A 20954-nucleotide genomic window follows, 5' to 3' on the forward strand; every position below is an offset into this window, starting at 1 on the left:
CTGCCTAGAGGCTGACTAAGGCGATAATGGGGGAGGGTCGGGCGCAGCTACTGTCTGCCCCCGATTCGACGACCAGAAATTGCCTTCGGGGGAGCGTCGCTCAGACGCGGCCAACGCGTCGATCCAGGCTGAAGGCGCCCGCGCCGAAGGCGACGACCTGCAGGAATCCGCCCGTGATGGCGAGATTCTTCATGAAGTGGATCATCTGGTTTTGGTCTGCGAAATTGGTGTGAAATCCGAGAGCCGATGCCAGGGTGAAGACCGCCAGGACGAGCGCGGCCAAGCGGGCCTGATAGCCGAGAACAAGAAGGACACTGCCACCGATTTCCACGACGAGAGCGACGGCGTAGGCGACCGTGGGCAGCGGCAGATTGGCCGCCCTTATATACTCGATCGTTCCTGCGGGATCGGCCAGCTTTTCGAAGCCGGACGAGAGGAAGATGGCGACGAGAAGCAGACGACCGATGAAGGCCAGGCCGCTCTGAAGTGCAAGGTTGTCGCTCATGTCGGGTGCCTTTCTTAGCGGCGGCGGGCGAAGCGGTCTGCGCCGGGGGATTTGCGACTACCGCGCATCGCCGGCGCTATTGAGCCTTCCGCCGATCCTCGGCAGGAGGTGGATCGACAGCAATCTATGTTTGCAAAGATAGCGCTCACGCTTCGAAAATCTTCCCGGTCTGAAACAGAATTTGAACGGTGGCAAAAACCGGCTGCCGAAGCCCTGAAAAGCCTCGGATGCGGGCGGCCGGAAGGGCGTCTTGTGAAGCTCTTCGGAGGGCATGCGGCCCCTCCCGCGCGGTGCCTGGAAGGGAGTTGTTAACCTTCATTTCCTATTCGCTTAAGGCAGCCCCCTTCGATAATGAATTTCGAGTTTTCAGGCCATGCGTATTCCCCGGACAAATTTCTCGACGGCAGTTTTGTATGATGCAAACCAGGCGGACGATTTCGAGGCTCCCCATCCGGGTGCTATGAGCAGCCCTCACGCCCAGGCGGCAGGCTCCAGCCAACACGACCATCTGTTCGAGGCGCCGGAAGCGCCACGGAGGGCGGCGAGCCAGGATGTCCACGACACAGGCTATGCCGGTCGCGCGACGCGGCTCTATGGGCAGGGCTCTGCCTATGCTCCGGCGCAAGTGACGGCCTCCACGCGAGACCCGCTTCCGACGCTTGCCGAAATCACCGGTCATGACGGCGATACCACTTGGGAAAGCCATTTCTTCCTGTCGCCCAATGTCCGTTTCACCCGCACGCCCGAGCGCGAATTCATGAAGCGCCGCGCGCCGGCGATCGAGGAGGGCGAAACGGAAGTGGAGGTGGCGGCCGAGGTTGCCGAGCCAACTGTCGCAGCCGAGGAATACGTCGAGCTGGGGGCGGTCGAGGCGGCCACGGCGAATGATGTGCCTGCCGTCGGGCCCGAGACGCCCAGCTACAGTCCATCCGAACTCCTGCGCGTCCTGATGCAGCAGCTTCCCTCCTGGAGTTCCCAGCAAGCCGGCGGCACCGGTGCGGCGGAGGCGGCGCTGGCTTCGGTACCGATCGCAGCGCCGCAAGGGCCGGCGGCGGTGGCAACGCAACCGGCATCCGCACAAGACGTGAAGGTTGGGGGTGTGCTTCCGGAGGCCCCGACCATCGCCTCCGGTGTGGTCACGGAGAGCGGCGGTCAGCCCGACGCGCGCCTGGCCTATCTTTCCGATCATGCCTTCTTTGAATTCATGGAGCCTGAGGTTGCGATCCCAGCGGCTCCCGCGGTCGCCCCGCCCTCGATCGTTGCCGTGGCAACGCCGACTGAGGTCGCAGTAGAACGGAAGCCCCCGCCCGCCCGGCCGGTAGAAATCCCTGCACTGCCGACGGCTGCAATCACATCGCTGTTCCGGGTCGTCGAATGCCGGCGTCCAGCGCCGGCCGCTGACTTGCCTGCTACCGCTCCGACGCCTGACGTGATCGACCGGCCGCCGGTGGAGGAACCCGCTCCGGCGGCAGCCACAGCGGTCGTGCCTGAATCCGCAGCGCCCGCCGAGCCGATCGTGTTCGCTCAGGTGCCGGAGAAGGTTTCCGAAGCGCCAGTGGCGAAAGCAATGGTCACCATGCCGGCCGTCGTGCAGCGCTCCTCCCCATCGCTGCCGCTGATCGGAGCGATCGAGCCGGTCCAGACCGGCGACGCATACGAGTTTCCGTCCGAAGCACTCCTGCAGGAGCCGCCGCAAGGCCGCGGCTTCTTCATGACGCAGGAGCAACTCGAGCAGAATGCCGGGCTCCTTGAAAGCGTGCTCGAAGATTTCGGCGTCAAGGGCGAGATCATCCATGTGCGGCCAGGCCCTGTGGTTACGCTCTACGAGTTCGAGCCGGCGCCGGGCGTCAAGTCGTCCCGCGTGATCAACCTTGCCGACGATATCGCCCGCTCGATGTCGGCGCTCTCGGCCCGCGTCGCGGTGGTGCCTGGCCGCAACGTCATCGGCATCGAGCTGCCGAACGCCACCCGCGAGACGGTCTATTTCCGCGAACTGATCGAGTCCGCCGATTTCCGCAAGACCGGCTACAAACTGGCACTTTGCCTCGGCAAGACCATCGGCGGCGAACCGGTGATCGCCGAGCTTGCCAAGATGCCGCATCTGCTCGTCGCCGGCACCACCGGTTCGGGCAAGTCGGTGGCGATCAACACGATGATCCTGTCGCTGCTCTATCGGCTGAAGCCGGAGGAATGCCGGCTGATCATGGTCGATCCGAAGATGCTGGAACTCTCGGTCTACGACGGAATTCCACACCTTTTGACGCCCGTCGTGACCGATCCGAAGAAGGCCGTAATGGCGCTCAAATGGGCGGTGCGCGAGATGGAGGACCGTTATCGCAAGATGTCGCGCCTCGGCGTCCGCAACATCGACGGCTACAACCAGCGGGCGGCGGCGGCTCGCGAGAAGGGCGAACCGATCCTGGCAACGGTCCAGACCGGCTTCGAGAAGGGGACGGGCGAGCCGCTTTTCGAACAGCAGGAAATGGATCTGGCGCCGATGCCTTATATCGTCGTCATCGTTGACGAGATGGCCGATCTGATGATGGTCGCCGGCAAGGAGATCGAAGGCGCGATCCAGCGGCTGGCGCAGATGGCGCGCGCCGCCGGCATCCACCTGATCATGGCGACGCAGCGTCCGTCGGTCGATGTCATTACGGGCACGATCAAGGCGAACTTCCCGACGCGCATCTCCTTCCAGGTCACATCGAAGATCGACAGCCGCACGATCCTGGGCGAGCAGGGCGCCGAACAGCTGCTTGGCCAGGGCGACATGCTGCACATGGCCGGTGGCGGCCGCATCGCCCGCGTCCACGGGCCTTTCGTCTCCGATCTGGAGGTCGAGCATGTCGTGGCGCATCTGAAGACGCAGGGACGCCCGGAATATCTCGAGACGGTGACCGCGGACGAAGAGGACGAGGAGGCAGAAGAGGATCAGGGCGCCGTGTTCGACAAGAGCGCGATCGCGTCGGAAGACGGCAACGAGCTCTACGACCAGGCGGTCAAGGTGGTGCTGCGCGACAAGAAGTGCTCGACGTCCTACATCCAGCGCCGTCTCGGCATCGGCTACAACCGTGCCGCGTCGCTCGTCGAGCGGATGGAGAAGGAGGGTCTTGTCGGCCCGGCCAACCATGTCGGCAAGCGCGAGATCATCTACGGCCAGCGCGACCACTCCGGCGCGCAGGACAGCGACGATATGGAGTGATTCACAGCCTCGCCTGTTGTCGTCATCGCCGATGTGCGGGCTTGGTCACGATGACTCTTACCGCGGATCTAGCGATCCTCACGTGTATGCCAAAGCCTCAGCACGTAGATCGTCGAGTGGGCGATCTCATAACGCATTTCGTAATGGCCAACGAGAATACGGCGAACCTCACGGGGATCGAACTCTTCCAACCTTTCGCCCATACGCGGCTGCTCGAGCAGACGCGTTGGGGCCGTTACCAGCGCTTGCACTGTGCGGGCAGCTGCTTGCCGATTGACCGGCGCGAGGAAATCATAGAGGCGCCCTAGATCAGAAACCGCCTTGGTCGTCCACTCGAGCTTCACAATGGTAGCGGCAGCGGCTTGTCGCTATCGAGGCTATCGGCCCAAGCCTGCACAGACTGGTGGTTGATGACCTGCCCACCGTCGACGTCGGCGAGCGCTTCCAGCGTCAAGCGCCGGCGCTCCTCTTCCTGGTCAATCCAAGCAGTTAGTGCTTGCTTGACGATCCAACCGCGCGAACGCTCAAGCCGTGCCGCGATTTGATCGACCTTTTCGGCGAGCGGCAGCGGTACATGGGCTGTAAACACCTTCGTTTCCATGGCTCCACTCCATTTATTCAAGCTTAATCATAGTGATTAAAATTGATTAATCGAGGCTTTTTGTGGATGAAACCAGTCTTCGCAAGCGCGTACGGCCCGAGCAACAGTTTTATCGCCGCTACTCTGACTCGAGCTATCGGCCTCCGCGCCGGCGAAGGTCAGGCCTTCGTTCCGGGTGACGCAAGCCGTTGCGATCGGCCGGCGCGACAGCAGGTCTTGAACGTCTGGCCTGAGCCGCAAGGGCAGGGATCATTGCCGCGCAGCTGCAGGCGACCGATCAGGGGCAGGAGGGCTGCTGAAGGCAAGAGTCCGGCGAGCAGGATCGCCAGCCGGGCGGAGATGCCTGGAATTACGAGCCGTCGGCCGGCCTTGAATCCGCGCCAGGCGCGCTCGGCCACGTATTCCGAATCCACCTTGGGCAAGATCTTGAACAGCGCTGCCCTGTTGGCGCCCGATTTTTCGAGGAACTCCGTCGATACCGGCCCGGGGGCGACGCAAGTGACCGTCACACCGGCCGGGCGCACCTCCTGATGCAGCGCCTCCGAAAAGGAACGGACGAAGCCCTTGCTCGCATAGTACAAGGCCATGAAGGGTCCGGGCGTGAAGCTCGCGACGGAACCGAGATTGATCACGCCGCCCCTGCCGCGCGCCACCATTCCCGGCAGGAAACGGAGCGTGAGCTCGGTCAAGACGCGGATATTGAGGTCGATCAGCCCCATTTGCTCGTCGAGCGGCAGTGTCGCAGCCCCGCCGCGCAGTCCGTAACCGGCGCTGTTGACGAGCACGTCACATGTCAGCCCCTCATTGGACAGGAAGTCTTCGAGACGCGTCGCCGCATCGCCGGCCGCGAGATCCAGACCAAGTGTGAATGGCTTGCCGCCTGCCTGCTGAACTGCAGTTGCTGCCGTTTGGAGACCTTCTGACGAACGCGCAACCAGGACGATGGTGGCGCCGTCCTTGGCGGCAGTCTCGGCGATCGCCTTGCCGATGCCGCGCGAGGCGCCGACCACGACGACGGCCGGCCGGAACTCCGGGCTCGACGTCATGCTGCTGATCCCGATGCCGCAGCATTCGAGGCGGTTCCGCCTTCAGAAAGACCTGCCACTTCATCGGCGACTTGGCCGTTCAGGATCCTTTCGAAGTGCTCCAACGCCCGCGCGACATTGGCGCCGTCCATGACCCGGTGATCATAGTGGATGCGGACGGTTACGAGTCCGTCCTCGCTGATCGGACCGTAGTTGAAAATCGTCGTGAGCGGCGTCAGGGGATTGAGGGACTCCGCGCCGAGGCCGGAATAGACCGACAGTTGGAAAGTGCCGAAATGCCGCCCGCGCTGGCGCCCGATATTGAGGCCAAGCCACATGATTAACCACCGGATCGGTGCCGGCGCGCGGGCGAGCTTCAAAGCGCGGCGGAACTGTTTGATCTCCAGTACGGGTCGTGATCGCGCCGACTGGATCAGCGCTCCCAGTTCGCCGATCGACCGCTGTTCGGGGGTCTTGATGGTGCTCAAGAGCACGACCCGTTCGCCTTCAAGTTCGCGCTCGTGCGCGACCGAGGCGACGCTTCCCGGATATTCGTAGAGCTGGGGCCTCGGGAATTTGACGTAGGCGCGGCGAAACTCCGGTGTCTCCTTGGAGAGGAGTGCATATCCCTTCAAAAAAAGCACTGTCCAGGACGGCCGGCTCGGCTGTGCCAATCTGGCTTTTTGCAGGGCGCCAAGGTTCATCTGACGCTGCACCGTGACCCGTGGCACGCCGATCGAAAATCTCATCAGATCTCCGACAAGGCGTCGTGCCGCCGAAAGCTTGAGGGCTCGGCCTCGCATCATGCCACCTCTAGTAAAGATAGGGGATAATTCGCTTGGTCCTGTCCATATAGTCTCGATACTGCGAGCCGAATATTTCCAGCATCATGCGCTCCTCCTTGTCCACTCTGAGGAAAAAGAGGACGGCAAAGCCCACCAGACCCGCGAGGCCAGCCACCCAGTTAGACAGCAGGAAGGCTTGGCCGACGCCCATAAGCAGGAAGGAGGTGTACATCGGGTGACGGACGAGGGCATAGGGTCCGCGGCAAATCAGTTCGTGCTTGTCGCGAATCTCCAGCGAAATGGACCAGTTGCGACCAAGTTCCTTATGGGTTCGGCGGAAGACCCACATCGCCGTGGCAAAGATCAAGGCGCCGACGGCGACCGCCCATGCGTGCGCCGGATAGTCGGCCGCCTCCGGCTTGCCGGTCGCGACGTAAAAGCCGGGAACGAACGCAAGGCCGAACAGCGCCGCCGCAAGCCCGACGGTCTCGGAACGCGAGCGGCGGTTGCTGACGACCCGCACGCGCTTGGCGCGACGTTCATACGGACGCCGGATGAAGTACCAGGCGACGATGCCGAGCACCCAGATGATTTCGCCGACGGAAGCGACCGTTATGTTCACGCTAGCTCACCAAGCCTCGCTGCGATCGCGGCCATCGCAACGTCTGTCAAGGATGTGGCCATCAAGCTCCGCTCCGACCGATGAAAATGCTGCGGTCGCATAAGCCGACCGCCGGACAAGCGGCGGGAGTGCCGATTGCACTCACCCGCCGTTCATCTCTCGAAGCCTTGTAATGAATTCTTGCGGCCTGAGCCAGATGCCGGGTGTTTTATACCCCATGGAACGCGCAATTTCCGCCACGAAGGCGTTGCAGTTGTAGAGCGACGCGTGCCAGAAGCGGGACTTCGCCTTGAGTTTGCGAATGTCCGCGACGACTTCCTGATACTCGGCTTCCGTCAGCAGAACGCGCCAGCTTGCCGACCTGTATTCTTCTTCCAGGTCGCCATCGCTGACTCCTGTCTCAGCCGGAACCGGCAGGAAATGACCCATAACATATGGTGCGGTATCGAGCGTCGCCGGCGCAAGGCCCGCAACCTCCGGATTGATCATTGCTCCGGCCTTGTTCGTGCGCCCGAAAATCACATAGGAGTGACCGTAGCTGAGCGCGTAGCGGGAGCGGAATTCGATGAAGTAGCCGTAGTCTCTCTGTTGAGACTTTCCGGCCAAACGCGACCCGGTGGCGTCGATACTCGAAACAAAACGCGGTTGGGGAGCCTTGTCTTCAGTTTGACATGCTGCAGTGGTCAGTGCGAGCAAGACCGCCAGCGATATACGACCTCGTATAAGCGTCATTACTACGCTCTATCTCCCGAGCTCTGATGAGCGCAAATCCTGAAGCCAACTCCTGTCAGTGTGCGGCTTCCGCGCTGTAGATCCTAAGCCGGTGTGGCCATGAATACAGTACGTGGGAAGGGTCGCAAGACCCTCCCCGCGCAAAAGTCTAATTTACTTGTAGACTGGTGCCTGTTCTACCGGCGCTGCCGGTGGCGGGGCCTTCCCCTTGCCTTTGCCAATCGTCCCGCAAGCGCTCAGGCTGGCGACCGAAAACAACGCAATCATCACGATTAGAAATCTGCTCATTCAGAAGTCCTTTCCTCAATAGTCGGAATGGGTTATCGAAGGCAACATTTGAAGTAATAGTGGCGAATTGCGACTCGGCCTAGTGCAGAAAGGACACAGTTGCCATCCGGTTTGTCGTTGCCGAACTTTCAACGGTGTCCCAAAAACACACAGCTTCATCATTTATACCGAAAATTAAAGGGAAACACCATCAGATGATCAATACCGGCGTGCCTACGGGCGTCCGGCTGTAGAGATCGACGATATCCTCGTTCGTCATGCGGATGCAACCGTTCGAAACCGCGTGGCCAATCGTCCACGGCTCGTTCGTTCCGTGCACGCGGAACATGGTGTCTTGTCCACCCCGATAGAGATAAAGGGCCGACGCACCAAGCGGGTTGTGCGGCCCGCCGGAGACGCCGCCTGCATATTGCGCCAGGTGCGGCTTGCGCTTGATCATGCTGGCGGTCGGTGTCCATGAGGGCCATTCCGCCTTGCGGCCGACAACCGCGTTGCCTTTCATCGTGAGGCCCTCTTCTCCGACGCCGATCCCGTAGCGCGTCGCCCAGCCGCCGTCTTCGATGGCGTAGAGGTAACGCTCGTACGTGTTGACGACGATTGTTCCGGGCGCTTCGTATCCCTCGTAGCGGACATGCCGTCTTCGGTAGCGAGGATCGATGCCGGAGTTGCTTCCGAACAGGGATGGAACAGGGACCCCCATTCCTTGCCAGGTTGAACTACATCCAGAGGTCAACAGAGCCAGACCGCTCAGAACGAGCATCCGGCGCGTAATTTGGTCATTGTCCATCTTTACCTGCTGAGCAAATCGGTGCGCCCCGGATTCGTCTTTAACACCGCGGCGCGCGGCGGCCAAGTCTTGCGTGTCGATTAAGACGGCTGGAGAGGATAGAAATGTGGTTTGGACTACATCTTTGCTTGCGGACGAAAGCATATGTGAGGCAAGCGTGGTATATCTGTAACGCCGCCTAGTGCGGGTGAATGAACAGGAGCGGCATCAACAGGCGATTCTCGCGGGCTTGTCGGGATTTTCGGGTCGTTGAAGCGGATGCCGCTCTTCATGGCCTGTGAGACGTCTTGCGGCGGCGCGTCCGCTCGATTAGGTCGAGGCACGACAATAAGGATGGACAAATGAAACTTGGCTTCGAGGGGAAGGTTGCGGTCGTGACCGGTGCGGGTTCCGGTATTGGCGCGGCTGTTTCCCTGCAACTCGGTAGCGAGGGTGCAGAGGTCATCGTTGCCGACCTGGACGCTGACGCCGCGCGCCGAATCACCGCCGAGATCCATGCGCAAGGCGGCAAGGCCCACGACTTCGTCGTCGACGTGGCCGATGCCGAAGCTGTGGATAAGTTGGTGAAGTTCGCCGTCGAGAAATGCGGCGGCCTGCATCTGGCGGTCAACAATGCCGGCATCGATGGCATCCGCAAGACGACCGCCGACTATCCGCTCGACGAATGGCACAACGTGATGAACGTCAACCTGAACGGCGTGTTTTACTGCATGAAGCACGAGATCGCTGCCATGCTCGCGCACGGCGGTGGCGCGATCGTCAACATGTCGTCCATTCTCGGCTCGGTCGGCCTGCCGACCGCGGCCGCCTATACCGCAGCCAAGCACGGGATTGTCGGGCTGACGAAGGTCGCTGCGATGGAATATGCGCGGATGGGCATCCGCATCAATGCCGTCGGTCCCGGTTGGATCGAAACGCCGCTCCTGTCGGAGCATGCCGACATCGCGAGCACCCGGCGCATGATGTCGCTGCAGCCGATGGGAAGGCGCGGCAAGCCGGAAGAGGTGGCGTCCCTCGTGTGCTTCCTCTTGTCCGAGCAGGCGAGCTTCATCACCGGAAGCGTGCATCTCGTGGACGGCGCCTACTCGGCCCACTGAGGCGCAAGCGGCTCCAGCGCCGCGCGTCTTTCAGACGCGCAAAGGACGCTGTAGCACTTTGAATTGCTGCACCTCGGTTCAGGGACGAACGGTGATGTGGCCCTTCATATTGGGGTGATAACGGCAGATATAGTCGAAGCTGCCTGGCTCGTTCATCAGAAGGCGACCTGATTTCTTCGCCGGCACGAGCACTTCCGTACCTCCCTTCATGGTGGCGGTGTGAACGAGCGCATCCTTGTTGATCCACTCGACCTCATCACCCACCTTCGCCTCGATCTCCACGGGCGCGAAGGTGAGGCCGTCGATCGTCACCTCAATGGTTCCTGCCCGCGCGGGAACGACGATGGCCGTCGTTCCCAACAACAGGGCGAGAAAAGCCGATCCTAGCGGGTTCACTGCCGCGTTCATTTCAGCTCCGTCGCGACATGCTCGGCGTGCTGCTGATGGCCCTGGAACAGCTTCAGCCCGGTCTCGAGCAAAGACTTGAGATCGGCGTTCTGCGCAGAAGGAATCAGCAGGGTTTCCAGCGCGCCGTTGACCTGCTTGTGATATGCGACCTCGTTCTCGACATAGGCCTTGTCGAAGTCAGCCCCCGTCAGCTTCGCCAGTTCCGAACGCTTGGTTTCGGCCGCCTTCGACAGAGCTTTGCTGGTGTCGTTATCCTCCGGCGTAACGTTGAGCTTCTTGACGAGATCGAGCGCCTGCTTGTTCACCGACTCGTGGTCGCGCACCATGCTCTCGGCGAATTCGACGACGGTCTTGTTTTTCGACGTGGCGATGGCCTGTTTTGCCGCTTCGACATCGATCACACCTGCGGTGTAGGCGATATGCGCGATCTGTGGATCCGTCGGCTTGTCGGCAGCGAGCGCCGAATTGCCCCCGAGCAACAGGGCGAGTGCAGCAGCCGCGGTGGTTAAGCGTATGGTCATCGGATGTTCCTTTCCTCGAAGATCAAAGCGTGTTGTTCAATTGACATGCTTTGGATGCTTCGCGGGCCGAACCGTTCCCGATTACCTGTCGCCGCCCTCTGGTTCGTGTTGCGAGATGCGGGCCAGCACGGCCTCAGTCAGACGCTCGCAACGTTTGCCCGCGAAGGGGAAGGCGTCGAGCAGCAGCGGACCGATCTGTCGCTCCAGTTGCTCTTTGATGAGGTGTCGTGCGCGAAAGAGCCGCGTTCGCACGGTTTCGGGGCGAAGCGCCAGCAGATCAGCGGTCTCCTCGTTGCTGAGCCCCTCGATCACCCGCATGACGAAGACGGTGCGGTAGATATCCGGAAGCTGATCGGTCGCCTTTTCGACAAGGTCGAGAATCTGTCGCTGTGCCATCGTTTTTTCCGGATTATCGGTGTCTGCGTTGCGCGGGAAGGCGATGATCTCCGCCTGTTGGGTTTGCATCATGTCATCGGTAAGCCGCTTCCGCCGCCGCCCCTGGCGCAGCCGGCCCAGGGCCTCGTTGATCACGATGCGGGAGAGCCACGTGCTGATTGCCGAGTCGCCGCGGAATTCGGAAAAATGCGTGAAGGCGCGGACATAGGCCTCCTGGAGAACGTCCTCCGCATCGCTGTTGTTGTGCACAATGCTTCGCGCAATCCGGTAGAGCTTGCGATTATGCGTCTGCATGATCACGCGGAAGGCATCGATGTCTTGTGGCGAGGTCTCGCGTTTTCGGGTGGGGACTGTGTCAGCAATGGGCATGGTTGAGGCTCCTTGTCGCACATTGGATGCCGGACCCGCTCAAACGTTCCCAGATGTGCAGCAGGCAACCATTTTATCGCGATAGCTCGCGCCTCAAAAGAGAAAGCCCGGCGCGGGAGGAGGGGCACCGGGCTTTCGATTCTGATCGGCAACTGGGGGAGGAGGGTTGCCGATCCCACGATAGAGCCGGGAGGAGGAGGCTCTATCGATGAGTCATACAATGGTGTTGGGGTGCAGCGCCTTCAAGGTCGAGAGGGCAGATTTTCCAGAGTGGGACGAGGAAAAGTTTGAGCGGTTTTCCGCTCGCATCCCGCTCCAAGTTTATTTGAATCGATCACGTTTATGATCCAGACGGTAACAGTGCCGACGTTTGGGCACGCACCGTGGGCCGACGCGCGGCACCGCTCACCCAAGCGACGCGCTTGCATTCGCCGTCGTCTGCGCCAGATTCAGATGACCGAACAGGAAGGAGGCGGCCATGGCGGAAGATCGCAAAGCGGCTCTGGTCCGGATCACTGGAAGGGTGCAGGGCGTCGCCTTCCGCGTCTGGACCCGCGACGAAGCGGCACGGCTTGGCCTGGCGGGTTGGGTCCGCAATGAACGCGACGGCTCCGTCACGGCCCTGATTGCCGGGCCCGAGGCGGCGATTTCGACAATGCTGAGCCGGTTCTGGAAAGGCCCGCCGGCAGCACGGGTGTCAAACGTAGAGAGCGAAGATGCCTCATCCGTGCAAGCGCCCTTGGGGTTTCAAATCACCGATTGACGCAACGGTCCTTAGTCCCGCCTCCTGCGTGTTTCCTCAAATCGGAGCCGACTTAAGGAAGTGCGACAGCGTCGATCATGCGTCTGAAAAGACGCACGGCGCTCAAGGCACCGGCGCGGGTCACACCCGCTCCAGCGCCACGGCGATGCCCTGGCCGACGCCGATGCACATGGTCGAGAGCGAATAGCGCCCGCCTGTCTCGGCGAGTTCCAGTGCCGCCGTTCCGGTGATGCGCGCGCCTGACATGCCGAGCGGATGGCCGAGCGCGATCGCACCGCCGTTGCGGTTGACGCGGGCGTCGTCGTCGGCAATGCCGAGCGCGCGCAAAACGGCCAGTCCCTGGCTCGCGAAGGCCTCGTTGAGCTCGATCACGTCGAACTGCTCCTGCCTCATGCCGAGCCGCGCCATCAGCTTGCGCGAGGCGGGGATCGGGCCGATGCCCATCACTCGCGGCGGCACGGCCGCCGAGGCGCCGCCAAGGATACGGGCGATCGGGGTCAATCCGTGTTTCCTGGCCGCATCCTCCGAGGCAATGATGAGCGCCGCTGCACCGTCGTTGACGCCCGATGCGTTGCCGGCGGTGACCGTGCCGCCTTCGCGGAACGGTGCCTTGAGTTTGGCAAGGGCTTCCATCGTCGTTGCCCGGGGGTGCTCGTCCCTGTCGACGACGACGGGCTCGCCCTTTTTCTGCGGAATGGTGACCGAGACGATCTCCCCGGCAAGACGGCCGTTCGCCTGTGCAGCCGCGGCCTTCGCCTGGCTGCGCACGGCAAAGGCATCCTGGTCCTCGCGGAAGACACGATAGTCCTCGGCGACATTCTCGCCGGTCTCCGGCATGGAATCGACGCCGTACTGCTTCTTCATCAACGGGTTGATGAAGCGCCAGCCGATCGTGGTGTCGTGGATCTCGGCATGTCGCGAAAAGGCGCTTTCGGCTTTCGGCAGCACGAAGGGCGCGCGCGACATGGATTCGACGCCGCCGGCGATCATCAGCTCGGCTTCGCCCGACTTGACGGCGCGTGCCGCGGTGATGACGGCGTCCATGCCGGAGCCGCAGAGGCGGTTGATCGTCGTGCCCGCAACGGAGAGCGGAAACCCGGCGAGAAGCAGCGACATGCGCGCGACGTTGCGGTTGTCCTCGCCCGCCTGGTTGGCGCAGCCGAGGATCACGTCGTCGACCGCTTCCCAGTCGACCGAGGCGTTGCGCTGCAGGAGGTGGTTGAGCGGGATCGCGCCGAGGTCGTCTGCGCGCACCGAGGAAAGCGAGCCGCCGAAGCGGCCGATCGGCGTGCGGATATAGTCGCAAATGAAAACATCGCGCATCAGGCGGCCTCCTTGTCGGTGCCCTGATGGGCCCTCTTGGTGCGGGCGTTGATGTCGCGCAGCACCGATAGTTCCGTTTCCGTCGGCACCGGCGTCTCGATGACCGTGTCGGCGAACTTGATCGCCCAGCCGCAGTTTTCGACGATCTCTTCGCGCGTGACGCCGTGATGGATCGAGACGACGGTAAGTTCCTTCGTCTCCGGATCGGGTTCGAGAATGCAAAGATCGGTGATCACGCGGGTGGGGCCCTGCGTCTTCATGCCGAGCCGTTCGCGGTGGTCACCGCCTTCGCCGTGGCCCATCGAGGTGATGAAGGGCAGCTTCTCGACGAAACCGCGCTTCGAGAGTGCCATGGTGATGAAGATGCGGCCGCAGTTGGAGGCGATCTCCGGCGCGCCGCCGCCGCCCGGCAGGCGGACCTTCGGGTGGTCGTAGGGACCGACGACCGTCGTGTTGAGATTGGCGAAGCGGTCGATCTGCGCGCCGCCGAGAAAGCCCGTCGTGATGCGCCCGCCCTGCAGCCAGTAGCGGAACATTTCCGGGACGGAGACGGTGAAGAGCGCGGTGTCGCACAGCTCGCCGTCGCCGATCGACAGCGGCAGCACGTCCGGCTTGGTGCCGACGGTGCCGCTCTCGTAGATCAGCGTGATGTCCGGCGCATGCGTCAGCCGCGCGATGTTGCACGCGGCCGACGGCGCGCCGATGCCGACGAAGCAGACGTCGTCATTGGAAAGTTCGCGCGATGCGGCAATCGTCATCATTTCCGTGGGTGTGAAATCCGTCATCGTCGCCTCCTCACGCGGCCTTTGCCGACTTTGCGGCATGCCTGGCGAAGTCCTCGGGCTTCGCGTCGAGCACGTTTTCCTTGATCCAGGCGTTGAACGTTTCCCGGTCGCGGGCGATCTCGTCCCAAGCGATGTAGAAGGCGTTGGAGCGTGGATAATAGCCGTGCGCATAGGAGGGGAAGGCGCCGCCCGGCACGTGGACGACTGCCGTCACCGCCCAGGTCGGCAGCACGACCGAATTCGGGGAGGGCGGGTTAAGCTCGTCGACGATCTCCTCGACGGTTACGATCGAGCGCCTGGCGGCAAGCACTGCTTCCTTCTGCACGCCGACGATGCCTTCGAGGAGCACATTGCCCTTCCGGTCGGCCCGCTGTGCGTGGATGATCGTCACGTCCGGACGGATCGCCGGCACGGCAGCAAGCACTTCGCCGGTGAACGGGCAGGTAATGCTTTTGATGTTCGGATTCACCTTCGGCAGGTCGGCGCCGATATAGCCTCTGAGCATTGCGAAAGGCAGGTTTGCGGCGCCCGCCTCATAGGCGTTCGCCATCGCCGCATGAGAGTGCTCCTCGATTTCCAGTGGCCGCGGCCATTGATTTTCGACCGCATCGCGGAAGCGGTGCAGCGAGCCGACACCGGGATTGCCGCCCCAGGAGAATTTCATGCCGCGTGCGGCGCCGACGCCGATCAGCTGGTCATAGAGGATGTCCGGCGTCATGCGGACGAGGAAGAGGTCCTTCCTGCCCTGGCGGATCACCTCATGACCGGCGGCATAGGGAATGAGATGGGTGAAACCTTCCATGGCGACGGTATCGCCATCCTTTACGTTCTCGGCGACTGCCTCGGCGAGCGACAGTATGCGAGCCATCCTGGCCCTCCTCCGTTGATGTTGCCGAATTTCCAAGCAGGGGACCGGCGGTCCGCCTAGCTTTCGTCATCGGCGATGGCGGAAATAAGCGCTCGTTTCAGCCGCTCGTCAAATATTTTGTGCGTTATTTGACATTTGTTCATATATCGCACAAGATGCAGCAACTAACGAGGTGAGCGAATCATGCGGGAAACGGACTTTGTCAGCGGCTTTGCCCGTGGGCTGAAGGTCATCGAGGCCTTCGGAGAGTCGCAGCCGCGCTTGACGATCGCAGAGGCTGCAAAGATCACCGATCTCGACCGGGCGACGGTGCGGCGCTCGCTGCTCACGCTTTCCGAGCTCGGCTATGCCGACTACGACGGCAAGTTCTTCACGCTGACGCCGAAAATCCTGCGGCTGGGCCACGCCTATCTGTCGGCGACACCGCTGCCGGCGCTCGTCCAGCCCTATCTCGACCAGCTTTCCGAAAAGGCTAGCCAGAGCGCCTCGGCCTCGGTGCTCGACGGCACCGAGGTGGTCTATGTGGCGCGCGCCTCGCAGCGGCGGGTGATGTCGATCAACCTGATGCCGGGATCACGCCTTCCCGCCTATTGCGCCTCGATGGGCCGCGTACTGCTGGCAGCACTTCCTGAAGCGGAAGCGCGCGAGATCCTGAAACGCACGGAGCTCCGGGCCAACACGCCACGCACGAAGACCGATCCGGAGGAGTTGATGGCGGAACTCAGCCGGGTTCGCGAGCAGGGCTACGCGGTCATCGACCAGGAACTGGAACTCGGACTTTGCTCGATCGCGGTGCCGTTGATGAACGTGCGCGGCCAGGTGGTTGCGGCGCTCAATATCGGCGCTCCGGCCGCCCATGTCGCGGCCTCCGAACTCGCGGAACGCTACCTGTCCATGCTCAAGGAGACTCAGGCGGCATTGCGGCCACTTGTGCAATAGTCTGGCCAAAAACCTGACGCCGCGCACATGACTCGGTTTGCGCTTTGGATGGAGAGCCGAAAGTTGAGGCAGCCATCGTTTGTGGCAGAATCGCGTACGACGCGGCCGTGCCGATCGGAAGGACCTGCTCGGTCCGGCGGTTTGTTTTCTACCGTTCGGAAAAGACCTGGCTCGCGGTGACCATAGCTGACTGAACGCGGCTGAAGCCGGCATAGGGCAGCATGTGGAGAATGGCCTCGGTCACTTGTTGCCTTGTCGCCCCGGTGTTCAACGCGCCTGCGACGTGAACCTTGAGCGGTGTTTCATCCGCTTTCGTGCCACGCGCCGTAAGTGCGGCGACTGTGGCTAGTTCGCGCGATTTGAGATCGAGCCCAGACCGGGAGAATACTTCTCCATAGGAGAACTCAAGGATATAGCGGCCGAGATCGGGAGCGACGTCATGGAACGCGTTGACCACGGCCTCGCCCGAAGCCTGGCTGATCTCGCCCATGGCGGCGACACCCCGGTTAAACCGAACGTCGTCGGTCTCTGTCTGTGCACGCTGTGTGGCGATTGCCTCGCCGGAACTTGACGGCGTGGCAAGGCCGCCAGGCCCTTCCGCTTCGGCAAATACAGCCAGCGCGGGCTCCACTGCCGTCAGTGCCTGCGGCCAACCAATGTAGACCGGCATCTGAATCAGCAACTCGGTGATCTCCGCGCGTGTCCAACCTGTGCGGAGACATGCCTCGACGTGGAAGCGAACCGAACTGTCGAGGTTGCCGATAGCTATCACCATGGCGAGTGTCGCCAGTTCGCGATCCTTGAGCGCGAGCCCCGGTCGATTCCAGATTTCGCCGTGCGCAAATTCCACTGTCAGCCGATCAAGTTCGGGCGACGGCCCACTTCCGTCGATCACACGGCGGGCAAAGGTGCCGGCGTCATCGCCGCCTGTCTTGAGCAACTGTTGAACGCCGAGCGCCCAGTCATCGCCGTCCGGCCGCCCGCTGTCCGCTTCGAACGTCACGCCGCGCTCGGCGAACACTTCGCGCGCGAGGAGTATGGCATCCTGGGCGAAAGGAAAGCCGCCGTAAACGACGCTATGGAGCAAGGTCTCGACTATCTCGCGCGGACTCCAGCCGGTTTCCAGCATCCCGGCGATGTGAAAGCGAAGCGCGGGGCGCGCTGTGCCGAGTACGGTGATCACGGCCACATTGATGAGCTCGCGCATTTTCTGGGACAGGCCAGGACGCGCCATGACATCCCCATAGGCGTCTTCGATGAGAAGCCGGGAAAGATCCGCGGAAAGCGGATCCAGGGTCCGACTGAAGTCCGCGCCACCAACGGCCCTGAGCGCTTCAAGGCCCCTTGCGCGGCGATCGCCAGCTAAGGCGCCGGTCGGTTGGGCGGCCGCGGAGTTACCGAGAGCGGCGGCGGTCACTAGTCCTACGGATGTTGTGAGCATCGTTCGTCTGTCCCGATCTGTCGTGCCGCCACTGTCAGGCCCGGCACCGTTCCATGCTTTAACCATCGTTTTGAGGATCCCTTCTGCTTGGCCAGGGTGACCAAAGGATGAGACCGATGATTGCGGAGGCCTTGTGATGAATCCAATGAATAATTAGTATCGCTATGATGCACACAGCGAATATCTCCCGCATAGACCTCAACCTCTTGGTAGTGTTCGACGCCCTGGTGGCCGAAGGCCATGCCACCCGGGCCGCCGAGCGAATCGGGCTCACTCAGCCAGCGGTCAGTCACGCACTCAATCGCTTGCGCGCCCTATTCGGAGATCCGCTCTTCGTCCGCTCGCCGCGGGGCATGGTGCCGACGCCGGCTGCACTGGACGCCGCTCCGGCTATCCGGTCGATCCTCGAGCAGGTCGAAGGTGTGTTGCGCGGCAGCCGGACGTTCGCGCCAGAAGAAAGCAGACGACAGTTCGTGCTTGGCCTGTCCGACTATGCGGCCTACGTGCTCCTGCCTCGGCTCACGGCACGTGTGGAGCGCGAAGCGCCGAACATATCGCTCGTGATTCGAAACACCAGCCACGGTGTAGGCCTGTCTATGCTGGAAGAAGGATCAGTCGAGCTCATCGCCGGCAACTTTCCCGCGCCGCCTTCGCACATATGTGAGGAACTGCTTTACGAGGAGGATTTTGTCTGTGCGGGCCGCGGCGACCATCCCGCCCTTGCAGGTTCCCTCGATCTCGACCGCTACCTGTCCCTGCGTCATCTTCAGGTATCGACGAAAGGCAATCCGCATGGTTATGTCGATGCCGTGCTGGCGGAGCGCGGCTTAAAGAGAAAGGTCGCCGTTACCGTTGGGCACTTCCTGATGGCTCCGTTTCTGGTCGACTCGTCCGACCTCGTCGCAACTGAACCTCGCCGCCTTTTCGGGCCAGTGGTCAGTCGGCTGCCGCTTCGCTTCTTCCCGCCCCCTATCGACATTCCGCCGTTTCGGGTCGTTCAGGCCTGGCATGCACGTCATGACGCAGATCTTGGGCACCAGTGGCTTCGACGCGTGGTTCGGGAGGTCTCGCAACAGACGTGATGCTCCCCGTCGGACCGTTGGGAAGCCTTGAACGTCAGGGGATGCGAGAAACAGCAACGCCGTGGTGGATTTTGCTCAATACCAGTTCCTCGTTGAGATCAGCCCGATCGCTCGGGCCTGCTCCGATCCGATTATCAGTCCACTTGCCATGAAAGGATCCATAAGCCATCAGTTTCGTTGTTGCCCCTCGCGGAAGTTGCTGATTTTATGCTGGAATCGGCTCAGAGCCATTTGGGGTTGCTTTTGAGTTCAGAATCGCTGCCTAGAGCCAAACTCAGTTCCTTTAGTGCTAAAAGCAACGTTGTTTGGCTCTGAAATCAGCTTGTAAGGACGGAACACCCAGCAAGGCGGCCGTGCGCTCCTTCGCCCGAACCTGGACGAACGAACTCGCGACCAAGGGCATCCGGGTCAATGTCGTCAGCCCCGGCCCGACCGACACGCCGATGTTCGACTCCGCTTCCGATGAGGTGCGCGACACCTTGACGAAGCTTATCCCGCTCGGGCGCCTTGGGCAGCCAGGCGAGGTGGCAGCGGCGGCTTTGTTTCTTGCCAGTGATGAAAGCAGCTTTATTGCCGGCGCAGAACTTTGCGTCGACGGCGGCATGCTCAGGTTTGAGGGCTGGCCCTCAGCCACAACCTGATACGAGCGGGAACGACATTGCTCAAATCTCGGGTATCTTTGCTTGTTCCTCCAAACGGGCTTTATGCTTCGATCCGGATGTGATTTCTTCGCGTCATGACCGACGATCTTCTCAGAGCCGTTCGCCGCTATACGGAGGCCCATTCCGATCTAACCGGTCTGGCCCGGACGCCCATTCCGGGTCTGATCGCTATTCGGCAAACCAAGAAGACCGAGCTTCAGCACGCGATCAACCGCCCTCTCGTGTGCCTCGTCGTGCAGGGAACGAAGCAGATTTCGCTGGGCGATCAGAGCTTCACGCACAACACCGGGTCAACCTTACTCATTACTGCGGATGTGCCGACTGTAAGCCAGATCGCCCGTGCGAGCCCCGCCGAGCCCTATCTTTCGCTCGCGCTATATCTCGATCCGACAGTCATTGCGGAGCTTTCGGTGGAGATGAAGGTCGCGCGGGAGGGGAGGAATGTCCCCGTCCGCATTGATCCCACCGATCAGGAGGTCGCAGACACCGCGCTCCGCCTGATGCGTCTCCTAGAGCGGCCCGAATCCGTGCCAGTGCTGCAAGCTCAAGTCGTCCGCGAGATGCACTATTGGCTCCTGTCCGGGCGGCATGGAACTGCGGTCCGGCGGCTCGGCTGTCCAGAAAGCCACGCACAGCGCATCGCGCGCGCAGTCGCTCTTATTCGTGAGGAGTATGCAAAGCCCTTGCCTGTCGAACGCCTTGCGGAAGCCGCCAGGATGAGCGCTTCCTCATTCCACCAACATTTCCGCGCCATAACGACACTGTCGCCTCTGCAGTTTCAGAAGCAACTGCGCCTGATCGAAGCGCGGCGCTTAATGCTCGTGGAAGGCGCCTCTGCCAGCCATGCCGCCTATACGGTCGGCTATGAAAGCGTGCCTCAATTCACACGCGAATATGGCAGGATGTTCGGCCTGTCGCCCGTAAAGTACATCAAGGTTGCCAAGGGCAGCTTGGAAGCAGTGGCATAGCAACGAGCCGGCAGGGGTTCGCCGCCCGCACCCATGGCGCGGCCCCATCAGCAATCGGACGGAAAGCGGCGCCAGAGAACGCGCTTAGATGGCCGACAGAGTCAGCATATTCTCGCGATCGATTTGCAGAATCGGGAAAGGGCGACAGAGGATTCAGCAACAAAGCATCGGCCTGCCGGCCATTATGGAGGGCAAGCGGACGATCAAGGTTACGCCGTTTCGTACATGGCCGCCTATCGCTTCATGCGCACGTTCAGCGAAGGAACCGATCGGGTCGTGCTCGGCTACTTTCGCCGTCGTATCGACGACTTTCTCGGAATCCTCGAAAACCGGCTTCGGGATCGGCGGTTCGTCGTGGGGGCCGATGTCACCGTCGCTGACATCTCGATGTGCGCCTACCTGTCCTATCCCGAGGACGAGATCGGTTACGACCTCGCGCGCAGCTACCAGCATATCCGGTCGTGGCTGGACCGGCTCGCGGCAGTTCCGGGTTGGCAGGGGCCTTACGATCTCCTGCCGGGCCAGCGCTTACCGCGTTTTGACGGGAATCCGAGTGGCAATCTGAAAGCCAGTTGGCAAGTCTGACATCATTGAGCCGTTGAAGCAGGCTGCAGGCAGCGCGGATGCGCCGCCACGACACTAAGACTTGATGGTCGCGCAGCTTGCCGATCACTCCGGAGATTCAGGCAAGACTCGGCGAGCTTCGGGCAACATCGACGAGTGCTTTGCCGCCATATTCTGTTCACCACCGTGGGACCGAGCCGACTAAGTAGGTGACGGTGAGC

General features: G+C 61.9%; 23 protein-coding genes and 1 pseudogene. 8 read left to right on the top strand and 16 right to left on the bottom strand.

The features are described from left to right. Window positions 1-100 precede the first annotated feature (100 nt). The gene (locus tag QN222_RS07210; protein ID WP_283962595.1) at window positions 101-505 is read right to left on the bottom strand and encodes a DoxX family protein; all 405 of its coding nucleotides are present in this window, start codon (window positions 503-505) and stop codon (window positions 101-103) included. Window positions 506-878: 373 nt separating this feature from the next. On the opposite strand from QN222_RS07210, the gene QN222_RS07215 reads away from it, so the two are divergent. Further along, window positions 879-3707 (top strand): DNA translocase FtsK, encoded by a 2829-nt coding sequence (locus QN222_RS07215; protein WP_284005338.1) that lies wholly within the window; start codon window positions 879-881, stop codon window positions 3705-3707. A 68-nt stretch (window positions 3708-3775) separates the two neighbouring features. On the opposite strand, the gene QN222_RS07220 is transcribed toward QN222_RS07215, so the two are convergent. The 8 genes from QN222_RS07220 to QN222_RS07255 all read right to left on the bottom strand — a co-directional run bounded on the left by QN222_RS07220 (window position 3776) and on the right by QN222_RS07255 (window position 8547). Continuing rightward, entirely contained in the window at window positions 3776-4051 is a 276-nt protein-coding gene (locus QN222_RS07220) for a type II toxin-antitoxin system RelE/ParE family toxin (RefSeq protein WP_283962598.1), read from the bottom strand. Continuing rightward, on the bottom strand, window positions 4048-4308 hold the full coding sequence (locus QN222_RS07225; protein ID WP_283962599.1) for a ribbon-helix-helix domain-containing protein: 261 nt from the start codon (window positions 4306-4308) through the stop codon (window positions 4048-4050). The genes QN222_RS07220 and QN222_RS07225 overlap by 4 nt, the downstream gene beginning before the upstream one ends. 158 nt (window positions 4309-4466) lie before the next feature. Next, window positions 4467-5354, bottom strand: a complete 888-nt coding sequence (locus QN222_RS07230) for an SDR family NAD(P)-dependent oxidoreductase (protein WP_283962600.1) — start codon at window positions 5352-5354, stop codon at window positions 4467-4469. After that, complete coding sequence (locus QN222_RS07235; RefSeq protein ID WP_283962645.1) at window positions 5351-6136, bottom strand: hypothetical protein; 786 nt, start codon at window positions 6134-6136, stop codon at window positions 5351-5353. Before QN222_RS07235 ends, QN222_RS07230 begins: the two co-directional genes overlap by 4 nt. A gap of 10 nt (window positions 6137-6146) precedes the next feature. Continuing rightward, complete coding sequence (locus QN222_RS07240; RefSeq protein ID WP_283962646.1) at window positions 6147-6734, bottom strand: protein-S-isoprenylcysteine O-methyltransferase; 588 nt, start codon at window positions 6732-6734, stop codon at window positions 6147-6149. Between the two features lie 147 nt (window positions 6735-6881). Next, complete coding sequence (locus QN222_RS07245) at window positions 6882-7472, bottom strand: hypothetical protein (RefSeq protein WP_283962601.1); 591 nt, start codon at window positions 7470-7472, stop codon at window positions 6882-6884. Between the two features lie 153 nt (window positions 7473-7625). Continuing rightward, window positions 7626-7760, bottom strand: coding sequence for an ABC transporter (locus tag QN222_RS07250; protein ID WP_283962602.1), 135 nt, complete (start codon window positions 7758-7760; stop codon window positions 7626-7628). A 190-nt stretch (window positions 7761-7950) separates the two neighbouring features. After that, window positions 7951-8547, bottom strand: coding sequence for a L,D-transpeptidase (locus QN222_RS07255; RefSeq protein WP_283962647.1), 597 nt, complete (start codon window positions 8545-8547; stop codon window positions 7951-7953). A 341-nt stretch (window positions 8548-8888) separates the two neighbouring features. Here QN222_RS07255 and QN222_RS07260 point away from each other — a divergent pair, with 341 nt between their 5' ends. Next, entirely contained in the window at window positions 8889-9644 is a 756-nt protein-coding gene (locus QN222_RS07260; protein ID WP_283962603.1) for an SDR family NAD(P)-dependent oxidoreductase, read from the top strand. A gap of 78 nt (window positions 9645-9722) precedes the next feature. Here QN222_RS07260 and QN222_RS07265 read toward each other — a convergent pair whose 3' ends face one another. The 3 genes from QN222_RS07265 to QN222_RS07275 form a co-directional block, all read right to left on the bottom strand. Beyond that, window positions 9723-10052: a cupredoxin family copper-binding protein gene (locus tag QN222_RS07265; RefSeq protein ID WP_283962604.1), complete on the bottom strand. Its 330-nt coding sequence runs from the start codon at window positions 10050-10052 to the stop codon at window positions 9723-9725. Next, complete coding sequence (locus QN222_RS07270) at window positions 10049-10573, bottom strand: DUF4142 domain-containing protein (RefSeq protein WP_283962605.1); 525 nt, start codon at window positions 10571-10573, stop codon at window positions 10049-10051. Before QN222_RS07270 ends, QN222_RS07265 begins: the two co-directional genes overlap by 4 nt. An 81-nt stretch (window positions 10574-10654) precedes the next feature. Continuing rightward, a complete protein-coding gene (locus QN222_RS07275) occupies window positions 10655-11338 on the bottom strand; it encodes an RNA polymerase sigma factor (RefSeq protein WP_283962606.1) in 684 nt (227 codons plus the stop codon). A 478-nt stretch (window positions 11339-11816) separates the two neighbouring features. On the opposite strand from QN222_RS07275, the gene QN222_RS07280 reads away from it, so the two are divergent. Then, window positions 11817-12101 (top strand): acylphosphatase, encoded by a 285-nt coding sequence (locus QN222_RS07280; protein WP_283962607.1) that lies wholly within the window; start codon window positions 11817-11819, stop codon window positions 12099-12101. A gap of 120 nt (window positions 12102-12221) precedes the next feature. Here the strand turns inward: QN222_RS07280 and pcaF are convergent, their stop codons facing one another. The 3 genes from pcaF to QN222_RS07295 are packed head-to-tail and all read right to left on the bottom strand — an operon-like array spanning window position 12222 to window position 15077. Next, complete coding sequence (gene pcaF, locus QN222_RS07285) at window positions 12222-13424, bottom strand: 3-oxoadipyl-CoA thiolase (protein WP_283962608.1); 1203 nt, start codon at window positions 13422-13424, stop codon at window positions 12222-12224. Continuing rightward, window positions 13424-14209 carry a CoA-transferase subunit beta gene (locus QN222_RS07290; RefSeq protein ID WP_283962609.1) on the bottom strand — a complete coding sequence of 262 codons (786 nt, stop codon included), beginning with the start codon at window positions 14207-14209 and terminating at the stop codon, window positions 13424-13426. The genes pcaF and QN222_RS07290 overlap by 1 nt, the downstream gene beginning before the upstream one ends. A 10-nt stretch (window positions 14210-14219) precedes the next feature. Continuing rightward, window positions 14220-15077 carry a CoA transferase subunit A gene (locus tag QN222_RS07295; RefSeq protein ID WP_283962610.1) on the bottom strand — a complete coding sequence of 286 codons (858 nt, stop codon included), beginning with the start codon at window positions 15075-15077 and terminating at the stop codon, window positions 14220-14222. A gap of 183 nt (window positions 15078-15260) precedes the next feature. On the opposite strand from QN222_RS07295, the gene QN222_RS07300 reads away from it, so the two are divergent. After that, window positions 15261-16016 (top strand): IclR family transcriptional regulator, encoded by a 756-nt coding sequence (locus QN222_RS07300; protein ID WP_283962611.1) that lies wholly within the window; start codon window positions 15261-15263, stop codon window positions 16014-16016. A gap of 148 nt (window positions 16017-16164) precedes the next feature. On the opposite strand, the gene QN222_RS07305 is transcribed toward QN222_RS07300, so the two are convergent. Continuing rightward, window positions 16165-17457 (bottom strand): carboxymuconolactone decarboxylase family protein, encoded by a 1293-nt coding sequence (locus tag QN222_RS07305; protein WP_283962612.1) that lies wholly within the window; start codon window positions 17455-17457, stop codon window positions 16165-16167. A gap of 167 nt (window positions 17458-17624) precedes the next feature. Between QN222_RS07305 and QN222_RS07310 the strand changes: the two genes are divergently transcribed. From QN222_RS07310 to QN222_RS07325, 4 genes and pseudogenes are all read left to right on the top strand, one after another. Next, a complete protein-coding gene (locus QN222_RS07310; RefSeq protein WP_283962613.1) occupies window positions 17625-18539 on the top strand; it encodes a LysR family transcriptional regulator in 915 nt (304 codons plus the stop codon). Window positions 18540-18880: 341 nt separating this feature from the next. Beyond that, a pseudogene (locus QN222_RS07315) lies at window positions 18881-19180 on the top strand (SDR family oxidoreductase); the annotation flags it as partial. A 95-nt stretch (window positions 19181-19275) separates the two neighbouring features. After that, window positions 19276-20169, top strand: a complete 894-nt coding sequence (locus tag QN222_RS07320) for an AraC family transcriptional regulator (protein WP_283962614.1) — start codon at window positions 19276-19278, stop codon at window positions 20167-20169. A 225-nt stretch (window positions 20170-20394) separates the two neighbouring features. Continuing rightward, complete coding sequence (locus tag QN222_RS07325) at window positions 20395-20754, top strand: glutathione S-transferase family protein (RefSeq protein WP_283962615.1); 360 nt, start codon at window positions 20395-20397, stop codon at window positions 20752-20754. Window positions 20755-20954: the final 200 nt, after the last annotated feature.

The organism is Sinorhizobium sp. 6-70 (assembly GCF_030124375.1).
GTDB lineage: Bacteria > Pseudomonadota > Alphaproteobacteria > Rhizobiales > Rhizobiaceae > Sinorhizobium.

Coding starts and splice junctions, on each gene's coding strand:
- QN222_RS07210 (WP_283962595.1), bottom strand. CDS start 505: ATGAGCGACAACCTTGCACTTCAGAGCGGCCTGGCCTTCATCGGTCGT.
- QN222_RS07215 (WP_284005338.1), top strand. CDS start 879: ATGCGTATTCCCCGGACAAATTTCTCGACGGCAGTTTTGTATGATGCA.
- QN222_RS07225 (WP_283962599.1), bottom strand. CDS start 4,308: ATGGAAACGAAGGTGTTTACAGCCCATGTACCGCTGCCGCTCGCCGAA.
- QN222_RS07230 (WP_283962600.1), bottom strand. CDS start 5,354: ATGACGTCGAGCCCGGAGTTCCGGCCGGCCGTCGTCGTGGTCGGCGCC.
- QN222_RS07235 (WP_283962645.1), bottom strand. CDS start 6,136: ATGCGAGGCCGAGCCCTCAAGCTTTCGGCGGCACGACGCCTTGTCGGA.
- QN222_RS07245 (WP_283962601.1), bottom strand. CDS start 7,472: ATGACGCTTATACGAGGTCGTATATCGCTGGCGGTCTTGCTCGCACTG.
- QN222_RS07250 (WP_283962602.1), bottom strand. CDS start 7,760: ATGAGCAGATTTCTAATCGTGATGATTGCGTTGTTTTCGGTCGCCAGC.
- QN222_RS07255 (WP_283962647.1), bottom strand. CDS start 8,547: ATGGACAATGACCAAATTACGCGCCGGATGCTCGTTCTGAGCGGTCTG.
- QN222_RS07260 (WP_283962603.1), top strand. CDS start 8,889: ATGAAACTTGGCTTCGAGGGGAAGGTTGCGGTCGTGACCGGTGCGGGT.
- QN222_RS07265 (WP_283962604.1), bottom strand. CDS start 10,052: ATGAACGCGGCAGTGAACCCGCTAGGATCGGCTTTTCTCGCCCTGTTG.
- QN222_RS07270 (WP_283962605.1), bottom strand. CDS start 10,573: ATGACCATACGCTTAACCACCGCGGCTGCTGCACTCGCCCTGTTGCTC.
- QN222_RS07275 (WP_283962606.1), bottom strand. CDS start 11,338: ATGCCCATTGCTGACACAGTCCCCACCCGAAAACGCGAGACCTCGCCA.
- QN222_RS07280 (WP_283962607.1), top strand. CDS start 11,817: ATGGCGGAAGATCGCAAAGCGGCTCTGGTCCGGATCACTGGAAGGGTG.
- pcaF (WP_283962608.1), bottom strand. CDS start 13,424: ATGCGCGATGTTTTCATTTGCGACTATATCCGCACGCCGATCGGCCGC.
- QN222_RS07290 (WP_283962609.1), bottom strand. CDS start 14,209: ATGACGGATTTCACACCCACGGAAATGATGACGATTGCCGCATCGCGC.
- QN222_RS07295 (WP_283962610.1), bottom strand. CDS start 15,077: ATGGCTCGCATACTGTCGCTCGCCGAGGCAGTCGCCGAGAACGTAAAG.
- QN222_RS07300 (WP_283962611.1), top strand. CDS start 15,261: ATGCGGGAAACGGACTTTGTCAGCGGCTTTGCCCGTGGGCTGAAGGTC.
- QN222_RS07305 (WP_283962612.1), bottom strand. CDS start 17,457: ATGCTCACAACATCCGTAGGACTAGTGACCGCCGCCGCTCTCGGTAAC.
- QN222_RS07310 (WP_283962613.1), top strand. CDS start 17,625: ATGCACACAGCGAATATCTCCCGCATAGACCTCAACCTCTTGGTAGTG.
- QN222_RS07320 (WP_283962614.1), top strand. CDS start 19,276: ATGACCGACGATCTTCTCAGAGCCGTTCGCCGCTATACGGAGGCCCAT.
- QN222_RS07325 (WP_283962615.1), top strand. CDS start 20,395: ATGGCCGCCTATCGCTTCATGCGCACGTTCAGCGAAGGAACCGATCGG.